This window comes from Streptomyces sp. NPDC059861 (genome assembly GCF_042731435.1).
Taxonomy (GTDB): Bacteria; Actinomycetota; Actinomycetes; order Streptomycetales; family Streptomycetaceae; genus Streptomyces.
In genome coordinates this window covers 118,632-142,296 of record NZ_JBHWJQ010000003.1, presented here as the reverse complement: position 1 = coordinate 142,296, position 23,665 = coordinate 118,632, and the positions used below count along the sequence as shown (strand labels likewise).

23 protein-coding genes and 3 pseudogenes are annotated in these 23,665 nt (G+C 73.5%); 13 read left to right on the top strand and 13 right to left on the bottom strand.

Annotated features, from left to right (window positions below; genetic code table 11):
• Nucleotides 1-204: 204 nt before the first annotated feature.
• Nucleotides 205-1,257, top strand: coding sequence for an alpha/beta hydrolase (locus tag ACFV6X_RS04000; RefSeq protein ID WP_385377513.1), 1,053 nt, complete (start codon nt 205-207; stop codon nt 1,255-1,257).
• Nucleotides 1,258-1,308: 51 nt separating this feature from the next.
• Here the strand turns inward: ACFV6X_RS04000 and ACFV6X_RS03995 are convergent, their stop codons facing one another.
• The gene (locus ACFV6X_RS03995) at nt 1,309-2,091 is read right to left on the bottom strand and encodes a CDP-alcohol phosphatidyltransferase family protein (RefSeq protein WP_385377225.1); all 783 of its coding nucleotides are present in this window, start codon (nt 2,089-2,091) and stop codon (nt 1,309-1,311) included.
• A gap of 108 nt (nt 2,092-2,199) precedes the next feature.
• On the opposite strand from ACFV6X_RS03995, the gene ACFV6X_RS03990 reads away from it, so the two are divergent.
• The 5 genes and pseudogenes from ACFV6X_RS03990 to ACFV6X_RS03970 form a co-directional block, all read left to right on the top strand.
• On the top strand, nt 2,200-3,180 hold the full coding sequence (locus ACFV6X_RS03990; RefSeq protein ID WP_385377222.1) for a zinc-binding alcohol dehydrogenase: 981 nt from the start codon (nt 2,200-2,202) through the stop codon (nt 3,178-3,180).
• Nucleotides 3,181-3,269: 89 nt separating this feature from the next.
• The gene (locus ACFV6X_RS03985) at nt 3,270-3,668 is read left to right on the top strand and encodes a 6-pyruvoyl tetrahydropterin synthase family protein (protein WP_385377219.1); all 399 of its coding nucleotides are present in this window, start codon (nt 3,270-3,272) and stop codon (nt 3,666-3,668) included.
• The gene (locus tag ACFV6X_RS03980; protein WP_385377216.1) at nt 3,665-4,837 is read left to right on the top strand and encodes a glycosyltransferase family 4 protein; all 1,173 of its coding nucleotides are present in this window, start codon (nt 3,665-3,667) and stop codon (nt 4,835-4,837) included. Before ACFV6X_RS03985 ends, ACFV6X_RS03980 begins: the two co-directional genes overlap by 4 nt.
• Entirely contained in the window at nt 4,834-5,871 is a 1,038-nt protein-coding gene (locus ACFV6X_RS03975; protein WP_385377214.1) for a class I SAM-dependent methyltransferase, read from the top strand. Before ACFV6X_RS03980 ends, ACFV6X_RS03975 begins: the two co-directional genes overlap by 4 nt.
• Nucleotides 5,868-6,752, top strand: a pseudogene (locus ACFV6X_RS03970) (lysylphosphatidylglycerol synthase domain-containing protein); the annotation flags it as partial. The gene ACFV6X_RS03975 and the pseudogene ACFV6X_RS03970, both read left to right, overlap by 4 nt.
• A 110-nt stretch (nt 6,753-6,862) precedes the next feature.
• On the opposite strand, the gene ACFV6X_RS03965 reads toward ACFV6X_RS03970, so the two are convergent.
• Complete coding sequence (locus ACFV6X_RS03965; protein ID WP_385377211.1) at nt 6,863-7,636, bottom strand: creatininase family protein; 774 nt, start codon at nt 7,634-7,636, stop codon at nt 6,863-6,865.
• Between the two features lie 38 nt (nt 7,637-7,674).
• On the opposite strand from ACFV6X_RS03965, the gene ribA reads away from it, so the two are divergent.
• The 4 genes from ribA (at nt 7,675) to ACFV6X_RS03945 (ending at nt 11,783) form a co-directional block, all read left to right on the top strand.
• A complete protein-coding gene (gene ribA / locus ACFV6X_RS03960) occupies nt 7,675-8,334 on the top strand; it encodes a GTP cyclohydrolase II (RefSeq protein WP_385377208.1) in 660 nt (219 codons plus the stop codon).
• Between the two features lie 95 nt (nt 8,335-8,429).
• On the top strand, nt 8,430-9,575 hold the full coding sequence (locus ACFV6X_RS03955; protein ID WP_385377206.1) for an NAD(P)/FAD-dependent oxidoreductase: 1,146 nt from the start codon (nt 8,430-8,432) through the stop codon (nt 9,573-9,575).
• Nucleotides 9,572-10,642 (top strand): saccharopine dehydrogenase, encoded by a 1,071-nt coding sequence (locus ACFV6X_RS03950; protein ID WP_385377203.1) that lies wholly within the window; start codon nt 9,572-9,574, stop codon nt 10,640-10,642. The genes ACFV6X_RS03955 and ACFV6X_RS03950 overlap by 4 nt, the downstream gene beginning before the upstream one ends.
• Nucleotides 10,635-11,783, top strand: coding sequence for a saccharopine dehydrogenase family protein (locus tag ACFV6X_RS03945; RefSeq protein WP_385377201.1), 1,149 nt, complete (start codon nt 10,635-10,637; stop codon nt 11,781-11,783). Before ACFV6X_RS03950 ends, ACFV6X_RS03945 begins: the two co-directional genes overlap by 8 nt.
• Here the strand turns inward: ACFV6X_RS03945 and ACFV6X_RS03940 are convergent.
• The 3 genes from ACFV6X_RS03940 to ACFV6X_RS03930 all read right to left on the bottom strand — a co-directional run bounded on the left by ACFV6X_RS03940 (nt 11,770) and on the right by ACFV6X_RS03930 (nt 14,999).
• The gene (locus ACFV6X_RS03940) at nt 11,770-13,005 is read right to left on the bottom strand and encodes a serine hydrolase domain-containing protein (RefSeq protein ID WP_385377198.1); all 1,236 of its coding nucleotides are present in this window, start codon (nt 13,003-13,005) and stop codon (nt 11,770-11,772) included. The genes ACFV6X_RS03945 and ACFV6X_RS03940 overlap by 14 nt on opposite strands.
• A 66-nt stretch (nt 13,006-13,071) precedes the next feature.
• Nucleotides 13,072-14,418 (bottom strand): MFS transporter, encoded by a 1,347-nt coding sequence (locus tag ACFV6X_RS03935; RefSeq protein ID WP_385377196.1) that lies wholly within the window; start codon nt 14,416-14,418, stop codon nt 13,072-13,074.
• The gene (locus ACFV6X_RS03930; protein ID WP_385377193.1) at nt 14,415-14,999 is read right to left on the bottom strand and encodes a TetR/AcrR family transcriptional regulator; all 585 of its coding nucleotides are present in this window, start codon (nt 14,997-14,999) and stop codon (nt 14,415-14,417) included. Before ACFV6X_RS03930 ends, ACFV6X_RS03935 begins: the two co-directional genes overlap by 4 nt.
• 78 nt (nt 15,000-15,077) lie before the next feature.
• Here ACFV6X_RS03930 and ACFV6X_RS03925 point away from each other — a divergent pair, with 78 nt between their 5' ends.
• Nucleotides 15,078-15,503, top strand: coding sequence for a PPOX class F420-dependent oxidoreductase (locus ACFV6X_RS03925; RefSeq protein WP_385377191.1), 426 nt, complete (start codon nt 15,078-15,080; stop codon nt 15,501-15,503).
• 104 nt (nt 15,504-15,607) lie between these two features.
• A complete protein-coding gene (locus tag ACFV6X_RS03920; RefSeq protein ID WP_385377188.1) occupies nt 15,608-16,129 on the top strand; it encodes a hypothetical protein in 522 nt (173 codons plus the stop codon).
• 65 nt (nt 16,130-16,194) lie between these two features.
• Here the strand turns inward: ACFV6X_RS03920 and ACFV6X_RS03915 are convergent, their stop codons facing one another.
• From ACFV6X_RS03915 to ACFV6X_RS03895, 5 genes and pseudogenes are all read right to left on the bottom strand, one after another.
• Entirely contained in the window at nt 16,195-17,709 is a 1,515-nt protein-coding gene (locus tag ACFV6X_RS03915) for an MFS transporter (RefSeq protein ID WP_385377185.1), read from the bottom strand.
• 120 nt (nt 17,710-17,829) lie between these two features.
• Nucleotides 17,830-18,654 (bottom strand): cytochrome c oxidase assembly protein, encoded by an 825-nt coding sequence (locus ACFV6X_RS03910; RefSeq protein WP_385377182.1) that lies wholly within the window; start codon nt 18,652-18,654, stop codon nt 17,830-17,832.
• Nucleotides 18,654-19,214, bottom strand: coding sequence for a DUF2243 domain-containing protein (locus tag ACFV6X_RS03905; protein ID WP_385377179.1), 561 nt, complete (start codon nt 19,212-19,214; stop codon nt 18,654-18,656). The genes ACFV6X_RS03910 and ACFV6X_RS03905 overlap by 1 nt, the downstream gene beginning before the upstream one ends.
• 130 nt (nt 19,215-19,344) lie before the next feature.
• Nucleotides 19,345-19,713, bottom strand: coding sequence for a hypothetical protein (locus tag ACFV6X_RS03900; protein ID WP_385377177.1), 369 nt, complete (start codon nt 19,711-19,713; stop codon nt 19,345-19,347).
• A 171-nt stretch (nt 19,714-19,884) separates the two neighbouring features.
• Nucleotides 19,885-20,091: pseudogene (locus ACFV6X_RS03895) on the bottom strand (MFS transporter); the annotation flags it as partial.
• 3 nt (nt 20,092-20,094) lie between these two features.
• Between ACFV6X_RS03895 and ACFV6X_RS03890 the strand changes: the two are divergent.
• Nucleotides 20,095-20,550: pseudogene (locus ACFV6X_RS03890) on the top strand (shikimate dehydrogenase); the annotation flags it as partial.
• 124 nt (nt 20,551-20,674) lie between these two features.
• On the opposite strand, the gene ACFV6X_RS03885 reads toward ACFV6X_RS03890, so the two are convergent.
• Genes ACFV6X_RS03885 through gnd form a run of 3 tightly spaced genes read right to left on the bottom strand, consistent with a single transcriptional unit; the run spans nt 20,675 to nt 23,660 of the window.
• Nucleotides 20,675-22,138, bottom strand: a complete 1,464-nt coding sequence (locus ACFV6X_RS03885; protein WP_385377174.1) for a membrane-associated oxidoreductase — start codon at nt 22,136-22,138, stop codon at nt 20,675-20,677.
• Between the two features lie 46 nt (nt 22,139-22,184).
• Nucleotides 22,185-22,772 carry a histidine phosphatase family protein gene (locus ACFV6X_RS03880; RefSeq protein ID WP_385377172.1) on the bottom strand — a complete coding sequence of 196 codons (588 nt, stop codon included), beginning with the start codon at nt 22,770-22,772 and terminating at the stop codon, nt 22,185-22,187.
• A 6-nt stretch (nt 22,773-22,778) separates the two neighbouring features.
• Entirely contained in the window at nt 22,779-23,660 is an 882-nt protein-coding gene (gene gnd, locus ACFV6X_RS03875) for a phosphogluconate dehydrogenase (NAD(+)-dependent, decarboxylating) (protein WP_385377169.1), read from the bottom strand.
• Nucleotides 23,661-23,665: the final 5 nt, after the last annotated feature.

Below are 23,665 nucleotides of genomic sequence, written 5' to 3'. Positions count from 1 at the left end.
GGTGGGGGGCCCGGGGGTCTGGTGGTGGGGGGGGGGGGGGGGGTTAAAATGTGGGGGGTCCCGGCGGGGTCGGGGGCGCCCGGCGGCCCCGGGCGGCTCGCCTCCCGCGCGGGCCCGTTCGATGGCACCATGCTGCACAGCCGCTTCGCCGATCTGTCCGGGCAGCAGCAAAGCACACCGCAGGGAGCCGATGTGATCACGAACGTGACCGCCGTCCTGACCCCCCTTCGATCCCGTGTCCTGCTCGTCCTCGCCGTACTGCTCGCGACCGTCGCGCCTGCCGCACCGACGCTCGCCACCGCGCCCGCGCCCGCGCCCACGCCGTCCGGCACCGGCGCCGGGGCGGCCCCCTCCTCGGGACGGGGCGGCGCCGAGGTCGTCGCGGTCACCCAGGTCGCGGACCGGCAGGTCGACCTGTCGGTGCGGTCGACCGCCCTGGGCGGCCGCACCGTGAAGGTCCGCCTTCTCACCCCGGACGGCTGGAACCCCGACGACCGGCGCCGACACTGGCCGACGTTCTGGCTGCTGCACGGCTGCTGCGGCGACTACACCTCATGGACCCGCATGACCGACGTCGCGGAGGTCGACAGCCTGCGCGACGTCCTCGTCGTGATGCCGGAGGCAGGCTGGAACGGCTGGTACAGCGACTGGTGGAACCACGGCGAGGGCGGCGACCCCGGGTGGGAGACCTTCCACACCAAGGAACTCCGACGGCTCCTGGAGCGTGACTGGGGCGCCGGAAGCAACCGCGTCGTGGCGGGCCTGTCGATGGGCGGCCAGGGCGCCCTGCTCTACGCCGCCCGGCACCCGGGCATGTTCAAGGCGACCGCCGCGTACTCCGGCTCGGCGCACCCCTTGCTGAACGACGAGTCGGTCAACCGCATCATGGGCCTCTTCGCCGGCCAGGGCAACGACCCGCTGCGGGTCTGGGGCGACCCGGTGGCCCAGCGCCGCATCTGGCAGGCCCACGACCCGTTCCACCTGGCCGGGCGACTCAAGTCGCTCCCCGTGTACCTGTCGTGCGGCGACGGCACGGCGGGCCCGCTCGACCCACCGGGCGCCACCAACGCCCTGGAGGCCGACTTCAACCGCCAGAACCAGGCGCTGGCCGATGAGTTGCAGCGCGTGGGCGCCAAGCGGCTCACGACCCACTTCTACGGCCCCGGCACCCACACCTGGGCGTACTGGGAGCGCGAACTCCACGCGTCCCTGCCGATGCTGCTCGCCGCGCTCCAACCGTCCCGGTCATCTAGGTGACTGCAGCCGGGCGACGCTCACCTCGGCTGTGACGACCTTCCACCTGCCCCCTCACCCCGCCACCGGCTCCAGCACCCGCCCCGCCTGCTCCGCCTTGCGGGCCGTCTCCGGGACGTGTCGGACCCGCGCCGCCCGCCACAGCCACCCCACATCCCGCCCGAACGACCACACCAGCAGCCCCAACGCCAGCCCCACCACCGCCGCGTTGCCCGCCCACGGCAGCAGATCGGCGCCCGCCACCAGCAGGAACACTCCCTGCGCCGCGGCCACCGTCTTGCGTGCCGTGCTCGGCGGGAGCGGGGCGTTCAGCCACGGCTGGAAGCGGGCGGCGGCGACGAAGGCGTAGCGCATGCCGCCGATCAGCAGCACCCACGGCCCCAGTGACATCGACACGTACACGCTCAGGACCAGGATCAGGAACGCGTCGACCTCCATGTCGAAGCGTGCCCCGAGCGCCGACGACGTGCCGGTGCGGCGCGCGACCTTGCCGTCCACCCCGTCGAGGATCAGCGCCACCGCCGTCAGGCCGACCAGCAGCGTGACCGGCGGCGCGCTCTCGAAGGAGTCGGCGACCAGCGCGGTCACCCCGCCGACCAGGGTGGCCCGGCCGAGGGTGACCCGGTTGGCCGGGCCGAACGACCGCAGCCCCGACCGGTGCAGGGCCCGCGAGAGCACCGCCCAGCCGGCGATCGCGAAGGCGAGGCCGGTGAGCCAGCCCGCCGTTCCCAGGCCGATCGCCGATCCGAGCACGGCCAGCAGCAGGATCTGCACGCCCGCGCCCACCGCGGTCTCCTGCTGGACCAGCCTCGCGTCAAAAGTGTTGTTCAGGGCCACCGCACATCCTCCGGCCAGGTGACAGAGTCGATCACCGCCGCGTACTGTGCGCGGCCTGTGCACACCTCCGTACGTGCACCGCTTGCCGATCGTTCAGGAGGAACGCCGATGATCCGCGCCGCACGGGCGTTCTGGCTCAGCTCTCCGGGGCAGGGAGAGATCCGGGATGTCGAACTCCCGGCTCCCGCCGAGGGCGAGGTACTGGTCCGCTCACTCTTCTCCGGCGTCAGCCGCGGCACGGAGACGCTGGTCTTCCGGGGCGGGGTCCCGCAGAGCCAGCACACGGCCATGCGGGCACCGTTCCAGGAGGGCGACTTCCCCGCGCCGGTGAAGTACGGCTACCTCAACGTCGGCGTGGTGGAGGAGGGACCTCCGGAGCTGGCCGGCCGTACCGTCTTCTGCCTCTACCCGCACCAGACGCGGTACGTCGTCCCGGCAGCCGCCGTGACCCCCGTACCGGAGCGCGTGCCCGCCCACCGTGCCGTGCTCGCCGGCACCGTGGAGACCGCCGTCAACGCGCTGTGGGACGCGGCCCCCCTGGTCGGCGACCGGATCGCCGTGGTCGGCGGCGGCATGGTCGGCTGCTCGGTCGCCGCGCTGCTGGCCCGCTTCCCCGGTGTACGGGTGCAGTTGGTGGACGCCGACCCCGCCCGGGCCGAGGTCGCGAAGGCGCTCGGCGTCGGTTTCGCCGAACCCGCCGCCGCCCTCGGCGAGTGCGACCTCGTCGTGCACGCCAGCGCGAGTGAGCAGGGCCTCTCCCGGTCCCTGGAACTGCTCGCCCCCGAGGGCACGGTGATCGAGCTCAGCTGGTACGGGGACCGGCGCGTCGCCCTCCCGCTGGGCGAGGCCTTCCACTCCCGGCGCCTGACGATCCGCAGCAGCCAGGTCGGCACCGTCTCCCCGGCCCGCCCCGGCCGCACGTACGCCGACCGGCTCGGCCTCGCCCTCGACCTGCTCGCCGACCCGTCGCTCGACGCGCTCGTCACCGGTGAGAGCGCCTTCGAGGAACTCCCGGTCGTGCTGCCCCGGCTCGCCTCCGGGGAGATCCCGGCGCTCTGCCACCGGGTGCGGTACCCCGAAAGCGCCTGACCTCAGAAAAGAGGTACGAGCCGCTGAACATGGGAAGGACACGAGCCGTACTACTCGGCATCCATGCCCCGCACCTGGAGGGTCGTCCGTTGTTCAGTGTCACCGTCCGCGATCACATCATGATCGCCCACAGCTTCCGCGGCGAGGTCTTCGGCCCCGCGCAGCGCCTGCACGGAGCGACGTTCCTGGTGGACGCCACGTTCCGGCGCGAGCAGCTGGACGACGACAACATCGTCGTCGACATCGGACTGGCCACGCAGGAACTCGGCGCCGTGGTCAGCGAGCTGAACTACCGCAACCTCGACAACGAGCCCGAGTTCGCAGGAATCAACACCTCCACCGAGTTCCTGGCGAAGGTCGTCGCCGACCGGCTCGCCGAGCGCGTGCACAAGGGCGCGCTGGGGGAGGGGGCGAGGGGGCTCACGGGCATCTCGGTCACCCTGCACGAGTCGCATGTCGCCTGGGCCAGTCACGAGCGTGCCCTGTGACCGACACGACCGTGGAGAAGCTCTCCCTCGTGCCCGCCCAGGCGGCCCCCAGGAACGGCGAGATCGTCCCCATGTCCCTGCGTACCGCGCACTTCGTCATGCCGGGCGGTGTCGACGACCCGGCCATGCCCAGCGGCGGCAACGCCTACGACCGGCGGGTCTGCCTGGACCTGCCCGGGTTCGGCTGGCGGGCCCACAAGCAGCCGGTGGACGGTTCCTGGCCGCGGCCGGGCGCCGCCGCCCGCACGGAACTCGCCCGCGCGCTGCGGGACCTGCCGGACGGCGCGGTGGTGCTGCTCGACGGGCTGGTCGCCTGCGGCGTACCGGAGATCGTCGTCCCCGAGGCCGAACGGCTGCGGATCGCCGTCCTGGTGCACCTGCCGCTCGGCGACGAGACGGGACTCGCCCCCGCGGTGGCCGCCGAACTCGACGCCAAGGAACGCACGGTCCTGCGGGCCGTCGGCGCCGTGATCGCCACCAGCGACTGGGCGGTCCGCCGGCTGGTCGCCCACCACGGCCTGGCCCCCGACCGCGTCCATGTCGCCGCCCCCGGCGCCGACATCGCCCCCCTCGCCTCCGGCACCGACGGCGTCTCCCGCCTGCTCTGCGTCGCCGCCGTCACCCCGCGCAAGGGGCAGCACCGGCTGGTCGAGGCGCTCGCCCAGGTCACCGACCTGCCGTGGAGCTGCGTGTGCGTCGGTGGGCTGGGTCAGGACCCGGAGTACGTCGCGCATCTGCGGGACCTGATCGCACGGCACGGTCTGCAGGACCGCATCCAGCTGGCGGGCCCCCGGTCCGGCGCCGACCTCGACGCCAGCTACTCGGCCGCCGACCTGATGGTCCTCGCCTCCTACGCCGAGACCTACGGCATGGCGGTCACCGAGGCACTCGCGCGCGGCATCCCGGTGCTGGCCACGGACGTCGGGGGCATCCCCGAGGCGCTCGGCCGCGCCCCCGACGGCGGCGTCCCCGGCATCCTGGTCCCCCCGGAGGACCCCGCCGCGCTCGCCGCCGAACTGCGCCACTGGTTCGGCGAGGCCGACGTACGCCGCCGTCTGAAGTCCGCCGCCCGGGGCCGTCGTGCCGCGCTCGACGGCTGGGCGACGACCGCGAAGCACCTCGCCGGCGTCCTGAGCCGGCTCCCCAGCGAACCCCGGAGGGCGGCATGAACGGAACGACGACAGCTGCACAGGACACCGGGAACACCGGGGCGATCCCCGCGCAGCCCGGCGTCGGCACCGCGACGGACGCCGCGTCCGCCGACGGGCCGACGCCCGGCCCGGCCACCGTCATCCCCGGTGCCGGCCCCGCCGGCCCCCGCCCCGGGGAGCGCCCCACCCTGCGGCTGCGGGAGGCCGAGCCCGGGGAGGAGCAGCCGCGCTACGCGCCCGAGTGGCTGGAGTTGCGCGAAGGCGCCGACGCGGCCGCGCGGGCGAACGACCTGCTCGATCCGCTGCGCGTCCATCTGGCCAACCTGCCGGCGCGGGCAGGCGGTATCGTCGTGCACGACTTGGGCTGCGGCACCGGCTCGATGGGGCGCTGGCTCGCCCCCCGGCTCGACGGGGCCCAGCACTGGATCCTGCACGACCGCGACCCCTACCTCCTGCACTTCGCCGCCGTCGCCTCCCCGCGGTCCGGCGCCGACGGCAGCCGCGTCACCGTCGAGACCCGGCGCGGCGACGTCGCCCGCCTCACCCCGGAGGCACTGGCCGGCGCCTCGCTGGTCACCGCCTCCGCACTGCTCGACGTCCTCACCGGCGAGGAGATCGACACCCTCGCCGCCGCCTGCACCGGGGCCGGCTGCCCGGCGCTGCTCACGCTGTCGGTGGCCGGCCGCGTCGAACTCACCCCCCCGCACCCCCTCGACGCGCAGATCACCGAGGCGTTCAACGCGCACCAGCGCCGGGGCGGCCTGCTCGGCCCGGACGCGGTCACGGCGGCGTGCGACGCCTTCGCCGAGCACGGCGCGACCGTGCACGTACAGCCCAGCCCCTGGCGGCTCGGCCCCGACGAGGCCGAGCTGACCGCCCAGTGGCTGCGCGGTTGGGTCGGCGCGGCCGTCGAGGAGCGCCCCGAACTGGCGGCGCCGGCCGGGAAGTACCTCGCCGCCCGTCTCGCGGAGTGCGCGGCGGGCGAGTTGCGCGTCACCGTCCACCACAGCGACCTCCTGGCGCTGGCCCGGCCGGCGGGCGGGGCGTCATGAGCGCCCCGACGGTGAGCGCCCCCACACCGGCGCGGGCGGTCCACGTCCCCCCGCGCCCACGTGCCCGGCTCACCGCCCGCGCCCTGCGCACCCACCTCGGCACGCTCGCCGGTGTCGCCATCCTCGCCGTCCTGATGTGGCGCATGGGAACCGGCGTCCTCCTCGACGGGCTGCGCCGGATCGACGCCCTCACGCTGCTGGCGGCCCTCGGCATCGGCCTGCTCACCACCGCGTTCAGCGCCTGGCGCTGGCAGTTGGTGGCGCGCAGCCTGCACATCCGGCTGCCGTTGGGACCGGCGCTGGCCGACTACTACCGCGCCCTGTTCCTCAACGCGGCCCTCCCGGGCGGCATCCTCGGCGACGTGCACCGGGCGGTGCGGCACGGCCGGAGCGCCGGCGACCTCGGCCGCGGCGTCCGCTCGGTCGTCCTGGAACGGACCGCGGGCCAGGTGGTGCTGGCCGGGGCCGGGGTGGCGGTCCTGCTGACCGTCCCGTCCCCGGTGCTCGACGAGACCCGGCACATAGTCCTGCTGCTGGTGGTCGCCGCGGCCGGTGCCCTCGCGATCGGTCTGGCCGTGCGCATGAACCGGACCCCGGCCGCCCGCCGGCGCCGCGCCCTGCTCGACGAGGCCCGCGACGCCCTGCTGTCCCGCCGCAACGGGCCCGGCGTCATCGGCTCGTCCGTCGTGGTCCTCGCGGGCTACGTGGCGATGTTCCTGCTCGCCGCCCGGGTCACCGGCACCGGTGCCTCCGTCGTCGTACTGCTGCCGCTCGCGGTGCTCGCGCTGCTCGCGATGAGCCTGCCGCTCAACGTCGGCGGCTGGGGGCCGCGCGAGGGCGTCACCGCCTGGGCGTTCGGCGCCGCCGGGCTCGGCGCGGGCAACGGACTGGCCGTCGCGGTGGTGTACGGCGTGCTGAGCCTCGTGGCGAGCCTGCCCGGCGTCCTCGTCCTCGTGGCCCGCTGGTACACGGGCCCGCGCAGCCGTCCGGGCTACTCCGGGTCGCCCAGCAGCAGGGAGAAATACGCTCCGAACGATTCCGTCAGGCTCGCCAGCAGCACCTTGCCCTTTTCCGCGTCCCCCAGTGAAGGACGGCCGATGACGCCCGAATCGGTATAGGCGGACATACCCAGGCTGAGCAGATGACGCCGGTCGTCCGCCACGAAATCGGCGCTCTCATGTCCGGGCCTGACCAATTCCGGATGAGTGTGCAGAAGGATGGAGGTCTCGATTTCCCCCGCATGCATGTCGGTGAGCAGCGAGGTCCGCACCCCGGCCCGCTCCCGTGCCGTCTCCCAGTCCTCCGCGGCCGGGAACAACGCCATTCGCTCACCTCGCGCGGAGGATTCCTGAACGACGTTTCCCAGGACGTAGTTTCCACCGTGCCCGTTGACGAGGACCAGCGCCTCGACGCCCGAGCGGCGGAGCGACTCGGCTATGTCCCGTACCACCGCGTGAAGGGTCACGGAGGAGATGCTGACGGTGCCCGGCCAGGCCGCGTGCTCGTGCGAGCAGGAGATCGTCACCGGAGGAAGGAGGTGCACGGGGTACGTGTCCGCGATCTCCCGCGCGACGGCGCAGGCGACGAGCGTGTCGGTTGCCAACGGAAGGTACGGCCCGTGCTGTTCGAAACTGCCGATGGGAAGGACGGCGACCTGCCGTGAGACATCGGCGCCCCGCGTCCGTACGTCCTCCGAGGTGTCCCCGGGCAGCAGACCGTGCCGCACCGCGCCCGATCCCGCCGACCGTATTTCCGAACCACTCATTTCTTCACGGCCTTTCATCTCTGCTTAGGAAACAGATCATGACAGAAAACATCGGCGTCATAGGCAAGAAGTCAGCTCAGCGCACCGGTGTGGAACGCATCGTGAATGCGCCACTGCCCACGGTGTACGGGCAATTCCGGGCCGTCGGCTACCTCGACCACGACCGCGGCGACGAACAAGTGGCCCTGGTGTACGGCGACATCGGCACCGAGGACGTCCTCACCCGGCTGCACTCGGAGTGCCTCACCGGTGACGCCTTCGGCTCCCAGCACTGCGAGTGCGGCGACCAGCTCGCCTCCGCCCTGCGGGCCGTCGCCGCCGAAGGACGCGGCGTCGTCGTCTACTTGAGAGGGCACGAGGGCCGCGGCATCGGCCTGCTCGGCAAGCTGCGCGCGATGGCCCTCCAGGCGGAGGGCCTGGACACCGTCGAGGCCAACCTGGCGCTCGGCCTGCCGGTCGACGCCCGTGACTACGGCGTCGCCGCGGAGATCCTGCGCGACCTCGGCGTGTCCTCCGTACGGCTGATGTCCAACAACCCGCGCAAGCGGGAGGCACTGGTGCGGCACGGCATCACGGTCGCCGAGCAGGTGCCGCTGCTGATCCCGCCGTGCGAGAACAACATCACGTATCTGCGGACGAAGCGGGAGCGACTGGACCACCATCTGCCGCACCTGGACGCGGTCGCGCACTGGTCCTGACCCGGAGCGGGAAGTGTCCTGAGCGGACAGAAGGGGGATACGGGAGAGCAGCCCCGGTGAGCATGCCGGGGCAACCCCGCCCGAAGGAGCACCGCGTGGTGGAACGAGCCTCGGTCGTCGTCGTCGGCGGTGGCGTGATGGGCACCAGCGTCGCCTGCCACCTGGCCCGCGCCGGCGTCCCCGACGTGGTCCTGGTCGAGCGCGGCGAACTCGCCTGCGGCTCCACCTCGAAGGCGGCCGGCGGAGTGCGGGCGCAGTTCTCCGACGAACTCAACATCCAGCTCGGCGCGCGCAGCCTGGAGGCGTTCGGCCGCTTCGAGCAGGACACCGGCTACGACATCGGCCTGCACCGGGTCGGGTACCTCTTCCTGCTGTCGACGCCGCAGGAGGTCGCCGCGTTCGAGGCGGGCGTGCGGCTGCAGAACGACCTCGGCGTGCCCAGCCGGCTGACCGACCCGGCCGAGGCCCGCCGCCTGTCGCCGCTGATCACCACCGACGGACTGCTGGCCGCCGCCTACTCGCCCGACGACGGCCACTGCACCCCCGAGGCCGTCGTCCACGGCTACGCGGCCACCGCCCGCCGCCACGGGGCCACCGTCCTGCGGCACTGCGAGGTCACCGGCATCGAACTGCACGGCGACTCCATCACCGCCGTCATGACCAGTAGGGGCCGGATCGCCACCGACACGGTGATCTGCGCGGCCGGCGCCTGGTCGGGGCAGCTCGCCGCGACGGTCGGCGTCGACCTGCCGGTGGAGCCGCTGCGCCGCCAGATCGCGGTCACCGAACCGGTCCCCGGCCTGCCGCCGGCGCTCCCCATGACCATCGACTTCTGCACCAGCCTCTACTTCCACACCGAGGGCCCCGGCCTGCTCGTCGGCATGTCCGACCCGGACGAGACCCCGGGCTTCGCCACCGACACCCACGACCGCTGGATCCCCGGCCTGTGCGACGCCATGGCCCGGCGCGCCCCCGCCCTTCTCGACCTGCGCCGCACCGGCGGCTGGGCCGGTCTGTACGAGATCACCCCGGACCACAACGCCCTGATCGGCGAGGCGTCTTCACCGTCCCGCTTCCTGTACGCGACCGGCTTCTCCGGCCATGGCTTCCTCCAGGGCCCGGCCGTCGGCGAGGTCGTCCGCGACCTGTACCTCGGCCGCGTACCCTTCGTGGACGTCCGCCCCCTGAGCGCCGACCGCTTCGCGACCGGCGCCCCGCGCCCGGAGGCCAACCTCGTATGACCGAGCTGCACCTGTGGCTGCGCCACGAGACCCGCCGCACCGAACGCCGCACGCCGATCGTCCCCGCCGACGCGGGCCGACTGACCGGGAGCGGGGTCACCGTCACTGTCGAGGAGTCACCCCAGCGGGTGTTTCCCGTCGAGGAGTACGAGGCGGCCGGCTGCCGCGTCACGGCCCCCGGCTCCTGGGCGTCGGCGCCGCCCGACACCGTGATCCTCGGCCTGAAGGAACTCCCGGAGCAGCCGCACGCCCTGACCCACCGGCACATCTGCTTCGGCCACGCCTACAAGGGCCAGCCCGGCGCCGCCGACCTGCTGCGTCGCTTCACCACCGGTGGCGGGACCCTGCTCGACCTGGAGTACCTGGTCGACGACGACGGCCGCCGGCTGGCCGCCTTCGGCTACTGGGCCGGCTACCTGGGCGCCGCGCTCGCCGTCCTCCAGCACCGCGGGCGGCTCACCGCCCCCCTGACACCCACCGGCAAGGACGAACTGGACGAGACCCTGCGCCCCGCCGCCGGGGACGCCGGGGACACGGACCTCACGGCACTCGTCATCGGCGCCCTGGGCCGCAGCGGACGGGGCGCGCGCGTCGCCCTCCGGTCGGCCGGCGTGGAGCCCACCTGCTGGGACCTCGCCGAGACCCGCGCCCTGGACCGCCCGGCCCTGCTGGGCCACGACGTCCTGGTCAACGCGGTGCTCGCCACCACCCCGGTCCCGGCGTTCCTGCGCGAGCAGGACCTCGACGGCCCCGCCCGGCGGCTGCGCACGGTCTGCGACGTCACCTGCGACGTCGGCTCGCCGCTCAACGTCCTGCCGGTCTACGACCGCGTCACCGACTGGGCCGAGCCCGTACGGCGGCTGCGCAAGAAGCCCGAGCTCGACCTGATCGCCATCGACAACCTGCCGTCCCTGCTGCCGAAGGAGTCCAGCACCGACTTCTCGGCGGCGCTCACGCCCCAGCTTCTCGACTTCCACACGGGCGGGGCGTGGGGCCGCTGCCGCGAACGGTTCCAGGCGGCGATCAGCGAATCGGCCGTCACGAAGGGGGAGTCCCGAGGTGACTGACGGGCGTGTTCCCGCTAGCGGCACGGTCCACTGGGTCGGCGCCGGGCTGTCCACCGGCAGCGGACCGGCCATGCTGTGCGACACCGCCGAGCGGGTACGGCTGTGGCACCGCACCCGGGACCGCGCCGCCGAAGCCCTCGGCCGGCTGGGTCTCACCGGCCGCGCCGAACCCCGCGCCCACACGCTCGCCGCGCTCACCGCCGAACTGGCGCCCGGCGACGTCGTCGTGTCGATGCTCCCCGCGTCCGACCACGCCGCGCTGCTCGCGGCCTGCGTCGCGCGGAGCGCCCATTTCGCCTGCTCCAGCTATGTGTCCGAAGCGGTGCTCGAGCAGGTGCCCGCGGCCACCCGGGCCGGGCTGGTCGTCCTCACCGAGGCGGGCCTCGACCCGGGGATCGACCACCTCTTCGCGCACAGCCTCGTCGCCCGGGCGCGCGCGGCGATCGGCGACGCGGACCCGGCGTCGTACCACTTCACCTCGTACTGCGGTGGTGTCCCGGCGGTGCCGAACGACTTCCGGTACCGCTTCAGCTGGGCGCCCGCCGGGGTCCTGGGCGCGCTGCGCTCGCCCGCCCGGTACATCGAGGACGGCGAGGAAGCCGTCGCGGAGCGGCCCTGGGAGGCGACGCGGCCGCACGCCGTCGGCGGCGAGACCTTCGAGGCCTACCCCAACCGCGACAGCGTGCCCTTCATCGCCCAGTACGGGCTGCCGGCGGCCTGGACGCCGCGCACCTTCGTGCGGGGCACGCTGCGGCTCGAGGGCTGGCTGAAGGCCTGGGGCGAGGTGTTCGAGGAGCTCAGGGCCGGGGACGAGGCCCGGATCGGCGCGCTGGCACAGGAGTTGGCGCGGCGTCATCCGACCACGGACGCCGACCGGGACCGGGTCGTGCTCGCCGTCTCTTTGGAGGTGCGCGGCGCGGCGGGGCGGACCTGGTCGGGCGGTCACCTCCTCGACCTGGTGGGGGACGAGGAGGAGAGCGCGATGGCACGCTGTGTCTCGCGCCCGCTGGCCGTGGGCGTCCGGCACGTCCTGGACGGCTCGCTGCCGCCCGGTCTCAGCCGGGCCGCCGGGACGGCGGATCGGTCCGAGCAGTGGCTGGACGAACTCACGCGTGCCGGGATCCCGTTCACCCGTCCTTGACCGCCTCGTGGACCAGCTGCTTGAGGTCGCGGAACATGGTGTGCGAGGTCCGGGGCCGCACCTGCGTCATGAACTGCACCGTCACATCCCGGCTCGGGTCGACCCAGAACGTCGTGGTCGCCACCCCGGTCCAGCCGAAGGTGCCGAGCCCGGCGGGCGCAAGGGTGCGGTCCGGGGCGATGACCACGGAGACGCCGAGGCCGAAGCCGACGCCGTCGTTGCCGGGCTCGTCGTGGGCCGGGTGGCTGCCGAAGGAGCGCAGGTCGGCGCCGCCGGGGAGCTGGTTGGAGGTCATCATGTCCACCGTCCGCGCGGTGAGCAGCCGTACCCCGTCGAGTTCCCCGCGGCGGCGCAGCAGCTCCATGAAGCGGTGCATGTCGTAGGCGCCCGCCACCATGCCGCCACTGCCCGACAGGAACCGCGGCCGGCCCCGCAGCGGCAGGCCGGGGATCGGCTCGATGCCGGTGCCGTCCTCCTTCTCCCCGTACATCTCGGCCAGCCGGTCCGCCTGTCGGCCGTCGACCTCGAAGCCGGCGTCCGGCATCCCGAGCGGGCGGAAGATCCGCTCCGCCAGGTGCACGTCGAGCGGCTGCCCCGACACCACCTCGATGACCCTGCCGAGGACGTTGCTGGCGACCGAGTAGTTCCACTGCGTGCCCGGCTCGAACTGCAGCGGCAGGCTCGCGTACACGTCGATCGTCTCGGCGAGGTTCGCACCCGGCGGCACCGACGACTCCAGACCGGCCTCGCGGTAGAGGGCGTCGACGGGGTGCGAGTGGTAGAAGCCGAAGGTCAGCCCCGAGGTGTGGGTCATCAGGTGCCGGATCAGCATCGGCCCGGCGGCCGGGCGGGTCCGGGTGTCCGCGCCGGAGCCGCCCTCGTAGACCCGCGCGTCGGCGAAGGCCGGCAGGTGGCGGGCGACCGGGTCGTCCAGCGACAGCCGGCCGTCCTCCACCAGCATCAGCGCGGCGACCGCGGTGAACGGCTTGGTCATCGAGTAGATCCGCCACAGCGTGTCGGGCTCGACGGGCAGTCCGGCGGCCATGTCACGGTGGCCGTGCGCGGTGAGGTGCGCGACCCGGCCGCCGCGCGCGACGCAGACGAGGAAGCCGGGCAGTCTGCCCTCGTCCACGTAGTGGGCGAAGTACTGGTCGATGCGGTCCAGTGTCTTCCCGTCCAGCCCCACATCGCGCGGGTCCACCTCTTGTCGCAGCACTGCCATCGCCCTACCTCCGCTTTCGTTCTTCGAGGTGGGATCGGAGATACCCCGCCCGCGCACCCTCAGACCTCATCGTCGCGCAGGAATGCGCAAAGGGTCGGCAGGATGATCGCGACGTGCCCGAGTCGCGTCCTTCGTCTCGTCCCGTCCCGGCAGCAGCAGAGCCACCACCGCACCCCACGCGGCGAGACCGGCGAGGACGGGCAACGGCGCACGGCCCGCGCCCATGAGCGTCGTCGCCACCGCCACGCCGAGCACCGGCCCGACGTTCATCGCCGTCTGCTGCAGACCGCCCGCCACCCCCGCCGACGCCATGGGGGCCTGCCGTACGACGACATGGGTCCCCGCCACCATGACCGTGCCGAACCCGGCGCCGAGCAAGGCGAATCCGGCGGCCAGGGGGAGCGGGCCGGTGGCGGGGGCGAGCACCAGGACGCCCAGGGCGAGGACGGTCATCGCCGCCACGGCCGTTCGGCGCGCGCCCGCCCGGCGCAGCAGCACCGCGCACAGGGGCGCCGACGCCACCATCAGCACCGCGAGCGGCAGGGTGAGCAGGGCGCTGCGCAGCGGATCGAGGCCGAGGGCGCGCTGAAGGACGTAGGTGCCGGCGAAGAGGGTTCCCGACAGGGCCGCGGACGCCGCCGTGAGCACACCGAGCGCGGCGGCGACGGGAGATGAGCCGATGACGTCCGCGGGCACCAGGGGCTGCGCGGTACGGCGTTCATGGGCGGCGAACGCCACGGCTGCCACCGCCGCCACGACGCAGGTCGAGGGCGTCCGCGTGACCAGCGAGTGCACCAGGCAGGCCAGGGCCGTGGCGAGCAGCAGCGCGCCCGGCAGGTCCAGCCGCGTGACCGGTGGGCGACGTTCCCGGCCGCCGCCCCTGAGCGCGAGCACGCCGAGGACCAGTGCCGGGACGACGTTCAGGAGGAAAACGGACCGCCAGCCGAAGGAGTGCACGAGCGCCCCGCCGGCGACCGGGCCCGCGGCGGCGGCCAGCCCGATGGCGGCGGTCCGCACGGCGAGGGGCCCGCGCAGCCGGTCGGGCGGGAACGCGGCGCGCAGCATGCCGAGCGTGGCGGGCTGGAGCAGCGCGCCGCAGACGCCCTGCGCGACCCGCAGTCCGATCACCCAGTCGACGTCGGCCGCCGTCCCGACACCGGCCGACGTGGCGCCGAAGCCGAGCATGCCGAGGGCGTACAGCCGCCGGTGGCCGTACCGGTCGCCGAGGCGTCCCGCGAACACCAGCAGGGCGGCGACGGAGATCAGATAGCCGGTGCTGGTCCACTGGACCTGCGCGAAGGACGCGTCCAGGTCCCGTTGCAGGGTGGGCTGCGCGATGGTCAGCACCGTGTCGTCGAGGGCGACGACCATGGCACCGACCACGCTGCTCACCAGGGCGAGCCGGGGGTTCACCGCTCGCCCTCCGGACCGAGGTGGGCATCGAGGGCGGTGTGCAGGAGCGCGGCGAAGTCGTCGGCGCCGGTGGTCAGTTGGAGGCTGCCCCAGGTCCACAGCTGGGCGATGCCGTGCAGCTGAGCCCAGAGGGCTCCGGCGACGGCCCGGGCGTCGGCGTCGGGGCGGACCTGGCCGACCAGCTCCACCAGGACGCCGAACAGGGGAATGCTGGTGTCCCGCAGGCCCAGGTGGCCGCTCTCCAGCAGGTCGTGGCGGAACATCAGCTCGTACATGCCGGGGTTCTCCAGCGCGTACTCCAGGTAGGTCCGGGCCAGTCGGGCGAGCCGTGCGCGCGGGTCCCCGTCCGTCGCCGCGGGCGTCGTCGTGCGGGCGGCGAGTTCGGTGAAGCCGCGGCGGGCGATGGCCGACAGCAGCTCCAGGTGCGTGGGGAAGTAGCGGCGCGGGGCTCCGTGCGAGACGCCGGCCCGGCGGGCGATCTCGCGCAGGGTGAGCGCCTGGGCGCCCTCGCGGGTCACCAGGTCGACGCCGACGTCGACGAGCCGGGCGCGCAGGCCGGCGGGGGACTCGCTCTCATCCATAGACACTGTCTACCAAAGCCTCGTAGACAGTGTCTACTGACCGGGAATGGCGGAGTTCGGGCCGAGGTTGAGCGAGTCATGAATGAGGACGCACTGCTGAAGCTGCTCACCCAAGGCCACAGCGGGGTGCTGGTCACCCTCCGGCGGGACGGCCGACCCCAGTTGTCGAACGTGATGCACGCCTACCACCCCGGCGAGCGGACCATCCGGATCTCGGTCACCGACGACCGCGCCAAGACCCGCAACCTGCGCCGCGACCCCCGCGCCTCCTACCACGTGACCACGGGGGACCACTGGGCCTACACCGTCGCCGAGGGCACGGCAGACCTCACGCCCGTCGCGGCCGACCCGCACGACGACACGGTCGAGGAACTCGTCCGCCTCTACCGCGACATCGGTGGCGAGCACTCCGACTGGGACGACTACCGCGCCGCCATGGTCCGCGACCGCCGCCTCGTGATCCGGCTCCGGGTGGAGCGTGCGTACGGCGCTCCCCGGCGCTGAGCGGGGCGGGTGAGCCGGTCCGGACGCAGTGGGTACTCGGCGCATCGAGCCGAGGCAGCACGGCCCGGACAGCTGACGCACCGCTCGCCCGAAAAGAGGGGCACATGAACGACCAAGCGCACACGGACGGCACCGGCACGGACGGCGCCGACCTGCTGGGCATCTATCTCAACGACCACCTGGCAGGCGCCACCGCGGGCACCGACCGGGCCCGTTCACTGGCCGGAGCACTGGAGGAGTCGCCGTCGGGCCCGGTCCTGCGCACCATCGCGCAGGAGATCACCGAGGACCGGGCGAGCCTGCTCGCGATCATGGACACGCTCGGCGTGCCGGTGCGGCACTACAAGGTGTCCCTGGCCTGGGCGGCGGAGAAGGTCGGGCGGCTGAAGAGCAACGGGCGCCTGGTGGGCCGCTCGCCGCTGACCTCGCTGGTGGAGCTGGAGGGCCTGCGCCTCGGGGTGCTGGGCAAGGCGGCCGCGTGGCAGACCCTCCGCCAGGTGGCCGAGACCGACGGCCGGCTCGACGCCGGACAGCTGGACGACCTGCTGGCGCGGGCCGAACGCCAGCAGGCCACGCTGGAGGATCTGCGCCGCCGGCAGGCCACGGAGACCTTCCGGCAGTCCTGACCGGACCGCACGCACGGCGCCCAGGCCGCAGGGGCGCGGTAGGCCGACGCGCGGACCGGTGGGTCTCAGGGCTGGCAGGCGTGCGCGTGGCTGTGCGCGACCTCGTCGGGACAGCCCCGTCCGTTCCGCTGGTGGTCCCGCAGCCAGTCCCGCACGGCCAGCGCGAACGCGCCCAGTACCGGCAGGACGCCGCAGCCGACCGCGAGCGCGACGGCGGACCGGTAGTGGCCCTGACCGCCGTCGCCGAGGGCCATGTAGAAGAGGCCGGGCAGCGCCGCCGTACCCACGGCGCCGCCCAGTCGCTGTCCGGTCTGCAGGGCCCCGCCCGCCGCTCCCGCCATCCGCACCGGCACGTCCCGTAGGGTCATGGTCACGTTGGGGGAGATCACACAGCCGCTGCCGATCCCGCCGAGGAGCAGCGCCAGGGCCTGGAGCCACACCGCCGTGCCGTCGGGTGCCCACCGCAGGATCAGCGCCGTCCCTCCCAGGCCCACGACGACGGCGGCGAGTCCGCACACCGTCAGGAGTCGTCCCAGCCGCTCCACCAGCCGCCCGGCCACCGCCGCGGCCACGGCGGAACCGATGGCGAAGGGCGTCACGGCGAGCCCGGACTGCAGAGGTGAGTAGCCCAGCCCGTCCTGGAAGAACAGCGCGAACACCAGCCACACCCCGCTGAACCCCACGAAGTACAGCGTGGCGATGGCGGCACCCGTGACATACCCGCGCGTCGAGGTGGCGAGCCGGGGATCGAGGAGCGGCTGGCCGTGGCGTGCCGCGACCCGTCGTTCCCAGTGGACGAAGGCCACGAGGAACGCCGCCGCGACGGGGAACAGCCACCACAGCATGCGGACACCGCCCGACTCGGCGAGCACGAGCGGCAGCATCAACGACAGCACCCCCGCGCCCAGCAGCGCGACGCCGGGCAGGTCGAGCCGCTGACCGCCGGAGGGCGCCGTCCTGGGCAGCAGTCGGAGGCCGAGGATCAGCGCGACCACGCCGACCGGCACGTTGACGTAGAAGATCCAGCGCCAGCCCCCGGGGCCGTCCGCGAAAGTCAGGATCAGCCCGCCCACCACCGGGCCGACCGCGCTGGAGATGCCGACCGTGGCGCCGAACAGACCGAAGGCCCGGCCCCGCTCGGCGCCCCGGAACATCTGCTGGATGAGGGCGGAGTTCTGCGGTGCCAGACAACCCGCGCACACGCCCTGCGCGACGCGGGCCACGACGAGCAGCGCGATCGACGGCGCGGCCCCGGCGCAGGCGCTGCACAGCACGAAGCCGGCGAGGGCGATCAGGAAGATGCGCCGTCGGCCGATCGTGTCACCGACGCGGCCCGCCGTGACGAGGACCAGGGCGAAGGAGAGGGCGTACCCGGAGACGACCCACTGGATGGCGGGAGCCGTGGCATGCAGGTCACGCTGCATGGACGGCAGCGCCACCGCGACGATCGTGACGTCCAGCAGGCTCATGAATCCGGCCACGAGTGTGACCCACAGGGCGCTCCAGCGTTTCGGGTCGAGCTCGTCGGCCTTTCTCGCGCCCGCCCCGCCGCCCCCCTGCCTGCCCGCCTCCGCTCCCATCGTCACTCCCTACTGCGACCGTCCGCCGCCGTCGCGACACCGACGTGCGTGCGGGTTACCAGCCTGCGGCCCGGCCACACGCCACGTGCCCCACGCGTCGGCCAGGTGGCGGTAGGGCGCTCAGCCGAAGACGCGGCCGGGCGGAGGCGCCGCGAGGCGGGCGCGGGGTGCGGGGCGCCAGGTCGTGACGAGGGCCGCGGCGAGCAGGAGCTCGGCGATGTCACCGCCGTAGTACATGATCTCCGCCGCCGTCCGCACCTCGGCGGCGGGCGCGTGGACGTCGACCCAGAGGCCGCCGTAAATCAGCTGCGAGACGACTGCGTGCACGGCGATGGCGGCGCCGAGCCAGACCAGGCGGGCACGCACGCCGGGCCGGGCCGGTGCGGGATCGGGACCGGCGACGACGTGGGCGAAGAGGCAGCCGGCGACCAGGAAGTGGGCGTGCAGCAGCCAGTGCCCGGCCGGGTGCGCGGTCAGGGTGTTGTACAGAGGGGTGAAGTACAGGGCCACGAGGCTGCCCGTGGACAGCAGCCAGGCGATGGCCGGATGCGTGAGCGTCCGGGCGGGGCGGCTGTGCAGCACGGCCGACAGCTGTCTGCCGCGCGCCGGGGGAAGGGTACGCAGCAGCAGCGTGAGGGGAGCGCCCAGCACCAGGGCGAGTGGGGCGTACATGCCGACGAGCAGATGCTGGGTCATGTGGACCCGGAAGTCCGTGTGGGCATGGGCCGCCATCGGCGGCAGCAGCGCCACGGCGAGCAGGGCCAGCCCCGTCGTGAAGCCGGCCGTCCGCCACCGGCTCCAGCCCCGTGACGGGTTGCGGCGCCGGGCCCGGTGGGCCAGGTAGAGGTAGCCGCCGGCGCACAGGAGCAGGGCGAGGGCGGGCGCCGGCACCGCGAGGAGGCCGCCCGCCGTGTGGTCGCCCGCGGGGTGCGGACCGTGCTCCATCAGGCGGTTCCCGGTGCCCGCCCGGTGCCCGGGGCGCCGGGTTCGAAGGGCCGCCCGCCACGCCGGAGCAGTCGGCCACCGGCGACGAGCAGCGCGCCCAGGACCAGGAAGCCGATGTCCCACCAGGTCTGGCCGTCGCCCGCGTAGACGTGGTGGATGCCCAGGATGTGATGGTCCAGGACGCCCTCGACGAGGTTGAACAGGCCCCAGCCGGCCAGGATCCAGCCCCACAGCACGCGTGAGGTCCACACGCGGCGGCGGTCGTGGGTCACGCGGGAGTAGAGGACGGCGAGGCCGAGCAGGACGGCCAGCCAGCACACGGTGTGGAAGACGCCGTCCCAGACGGTGTTCATCTCCAGACCGGGAACCGTCTTCGGGTCGTAGTACTTCACCCCCACGTTGTCGGTGTTCGTGCTGGACAGCATGTGGTGCCACTGGAGGAGCTGGTGCAGCAGGATGCCGTCGAGGAATCCGCCGAGCCCGACCCCCAGCACGAGTCCCGGCAGCCGAAGGCTCGCCGGTGCCTGAGCGGTCCCTGCCCGACCTGCGGTCGTCGCCATCGTCGTGTCTCCGTCCGGTCCGCGGCACCGTGAGAACTCCCAGCCTGCGCTGGATTCCCGGATGCGGACGTCGTAGTCACCCGAACGCACGGGAATTGGTCCGTCGGGGCCACGGAACCGCCGGATCCGGTCAGGCCGCGAGCACGGGCCCCGGCACCGCCCGCAGGGGCCTGGCCGGAGTGCGTGCGGCACGGACGCGGTAGGTCGTCCTCGACGGGTCGACGACCGGCTCGCCGAGGGTGATCCGGCCTGCCGCGTGGAGGCTGTCGCACTCGTCGGTGGGCAGGGCGACGTAGCAGCTGCCCTGGCCCGTCACGGGGTCGTGCGGCCGCCAGTAGCCGTAGCGGCGGCGGCCGTCGGCGTGCACGGTGACGAACACCGGCGTGCTCGGGTCGGAGATGATGCGCGCGGTGTCCGGGGCGGCGGGGCGGGTACGGGAGCCCAGCCGGGCCGGACGGCGGTCGTGCGGGGTGTGCGCATGGCCGGTGGTGAGCGGCATCATCGGGACCTTTCGCGGGTGGGTGATCGAGACCGACTACCCGGCACGGCCGTTGTTGATCTCTCTTCGCGGCATTCTTCAGCACGGCACTGACAACGGCCGGAAGCCGACGCGCCGCGGCCCGTGCCCCTACGCCCAAGCCCCCGGGCGCCGGGGGCCGCGGCGGGCCGGTCAGGCGGTCACCGTCTCCGGCCGCGCGGACTCACGGGCACCCGCCACGCCGAGGTCCTCGGTCGGCACCCTGTGGGTCTCGCGGGCCGACAGCGCGGCGACGACCGGCGGGACGCACAGTGCCGCGGTGAACAGGGCCACCGAGGACCAGTCGTCGCCGCCGGGACCGGCGATCCGCGCGGCGAAGGTGACCGCGAATCCGGCCACCGTGCGGGCGCCGCCGTCGGGCACGCCACGCTCACCCTCGGCGCCGGGCGGGTCACCCTCGTCGACGCGCTGCCCGAGCGGGCCGCCGCCCTCGCCGGCTCGCTCGACCGGCACTTCGGCGCCGGCCGCGCCACCACGGCCGCCCCCGCCGAGCTTCCCGGCCTGCTCGCTCGCGCCGACGGCCTGGTCCACGCCACCCCCACCGGCATGGCCGCCCACCCCGGCCTGCCCGTCCCCGCCGAGCTGCTGCACCCGGGACTGTGGGGCGCCGACGTGGTCTACCGCCCGCTGGAGACCGAACTGCTGCGCACCGCCCGCGCGGTGGGCTGCGCCACCCTCGACGGCGGCGGTATGGCCGCCTTCCAGGCCGCGGACGCGTTCCGCCTGTTCACCGGACGGGAACCCGACAGTGCGCGGATGCTCGCGGACATCGCCGAGCTGGCGGACACCGTCCCCGCCGTCAACCAGGAGATCCCGGCATGCGGAAAACACTTCGAGCTGGTCCAGCGCGACGACGGCTACCGCGGCTACGGCGCGCCGAACGCCCCGGTCCGCCTCGCCGCCCAGCACGCCCGGAAGGCGGTCACTGGCGGCTGATCATCCGGGTCACGCCGGCGGCGACGGTCGTGGCCAGGATCCAGCCGGTGAGGACGAGGACGTACGCCAGCGCCTGGTACCAGCCCTGCGGGGCGAACGCGGGCTCCTGGCCGAAGGAAATCACCGGCAGGAGCAGGTCGAGCGTGTAGAACACCGGGTTGAAGACGGGCGCCTCGGACGGCTTCAGCGCCGGCGGGTGGTGCAGGGCGTAGACGACGGAGCCGACGCAGAGGAGTGACAGCAGCCAGCCGGCCGCCCGCATCGGCCGGTAGCCGTAGCCGACGGTGGCCTCCTGGAGATGTCCCCAGAAGCGCCCGATCATCGGCAGCGTGGCGCGGTGGCGGCGCTGTTTGGCGAGCTGGACCTCGCGGGCGGCACGGTCGTCGCCGATGCGCTGGTAGCTGGCGGTCAACTGCTCGTAGGCGTGCGGGACATAGCCGTCGCCGTCACACTCCAGCATGGGCAGCCGCCGCTCGGCGGGCTCGGGCGGGTTGAGCGAGGTGTAGGTGAGACCGTTGAGCAGGACCCGGTCCGGCAGCATCTCCGGGTCCAGAAACAGGACTTCGAGCTGGGCCCGCCGCAGATTGAGCGTGCCCTCCATGGGCGGTCCCTTGCGCATCCAGAGCTCGCCGATCGTGCTGCTGCTCACCCGCAGCGCGGCATGGCCGGGGTTCGACAGCTGGGAGTACGACAGGTCCAGGCGCCCCCCGATCCGGGCGCCGCGCAGTCCGATCCAGCCCCGTACGCGCGCGTGGCGCACCAGGACATGGCCGCCGACGCTGAGCGTCTCCCCGTCGAGGGCGGCGAGTTCGGGATGGCTGAGCCCGGCCTCGTTGAGGTTGACCGACCCGCCGACCTCGGCGCCGGTCAGCCGTATCTCACCCTCGACCCGCAGCCCGGGTGCCCACAGGTCGTCGCCCACGGTCACCTGGTTGAGCTGGAGCGCCGGTTCCGTCGCCTCGGGTGCGCTGATCTGCACGCCCTCCAGGTACAGGCTCCCGGCGATCTGGGCGCCGGCGAGCCGCACCACGCCCCGGAACCGGGAGCGGGTCATGCGCAGGATGCCCTCCACCTGTACGCCGTGGGAGACCAGGCCGGGCAACACCGACTCGCTCAGGTTGAGTTCGCGCAGCCGGCAGCCGTAGAAGCGCGGCACCTCGTCGAAGTAGCAGTGCCGCAGGCGCGTGGGGTGGTCGAAGGTGGCGTACTGGAGATCGAGCATGCCCGTGATCCGGGCGCCCGCCAGGTTGAGCGTGGCGATCTCCCCGTCCTCCTGGGGGCCGTTGAGGAGCAGCGACCTCAGCACATCCGCGCGTACGGTCCGTTCCGGTCCCCACGCGGCCCCGGCCGCCGCGTCCTCGTCCTGCCCGGTGCGGAAGTCCACCGGCTCCCCGCGCGGAAAGGCATGCCACACCCGTCGTTCGGCCGGCGTCAGGTCGTCGATCTCCATCGCGGGCGACTCTGACCCGACCGAACCACGCGTGTCAACAGGGCTTTCACGGCCGCACGTTCCACTCGGCGACGACCGGCCGGCCGTGCTCCGTCGACAGCCGGCTCACCGTCCCCGTCGCCAGCTGGAACAGCCGGCCCTCGGCGGGCGGCAGTCCGAGCCGGCGGGCCGTCAGGACGCGCAGGAAGTGGGAGTGCGCCACGAGGACCACGTCGCCGCCGGCGAGCGCCTCGCCGACCCGGGCGAGGACCCGGTCGGCGCGGGCGCCGACCTCGGCCGGCGACTCGCCCGGGTGCCCCTCCGTGCCTGGCGGCACCCCGTCCGTCCACAGCTTCCAGTCGGGCCGGGTGCGGTGGATCTCCCGGGTGGTGACCCCCTCGTAGCCGCCGTAGTCCCATTCGTGCAGGTCGGGCTCGGGTATCGCCTCGACCAGGCCCGCCAGTTCGGCGGTGCGCCGCGCGCGGCCCAGCGGGCTGGTGAGCGCGAGAGCGAAGTCCCGCCCGGTCAGGAGTGGAGCCAGGGACTTGGCCTGTTCCTCGCCGTGCCCGGTCAGGGGCAGGTCGGTCCAGCTGGTGTGCTGTCCCGTGACGCTCCACTCCGTCTCACCGTGGCGGACCAGCAGTAGATCCCCCACGGCCCGCTACTTCTCCGCCGACTCGACGGCGTGCCCGCCGAACTGGTTGCGCAGGGCGGCGACCATCTTCATCTGCGGGGAGTCGTCCTGCCGGGACGAGAACCGCGCGAAGAGGGAGGCCGTGATCGCGGGCAGCGGCACGGCGTTGTCGATCGCCGCCTCCACCGTCCAGCGGCCCTCGCCGGAGTCCTCCGCGTAGCCGCGCAGCTTCTCCAGGTGCTGGTCGTCGTCGAGGGCGTTCACCGCGAGGTCCAGCAGCCAGGAGCGGATGACGGTGCCCTCCTGCCAGGAGCGGAACACCTCGCGCACGTTGTCGACCGAGTCGACCTTCTCCAGCAGCTCCCAGCCCTCGGCGTAGGCCTGCATCATGGCGTACTCGATGCCGTTGTGGACCATCTTCGCGAAGTGTCCGGCGCCCACCTTGCCCGCGTGGACGTAGCCGTAGGGGCCGTCCGGCTTGAGCGCCTCGAAGATCGGCTTCAGCCGGTCGACGTGCTCCTTCTCGCCGCCGACCATCAGCGCGTAGCCGTTCTCCAGGCCCCACACGCCGCCCGAGACGCCCGCGTCGACGAACCGGATGCCGTGCTTGTCGAGTTCCTCGGCGTGCTTCTCGTCGTCCGTCCAGCGGGAGTTGCCGCCGTCGATGACGGTGTCGCCGGGCTTGAGCACGCTCGACAGCTGGTCGATGACGCCCTGGGTGACGGCGCCGGCCGGGACCATGACCCAGATCACGCGCGGCGCGGCGAGCCGATCGGCGAGTTCGACGAGGTTGTCGACGTCGGAGAGTTCGGGGTTGGTGTCGTACCCGACGACCTCGTGACCGGCGTTGCGCAGACGCTCGCGCATGTTGCCGCCCATCTTGCCGAGACCAACAAGACCGATCTGCATGTCAG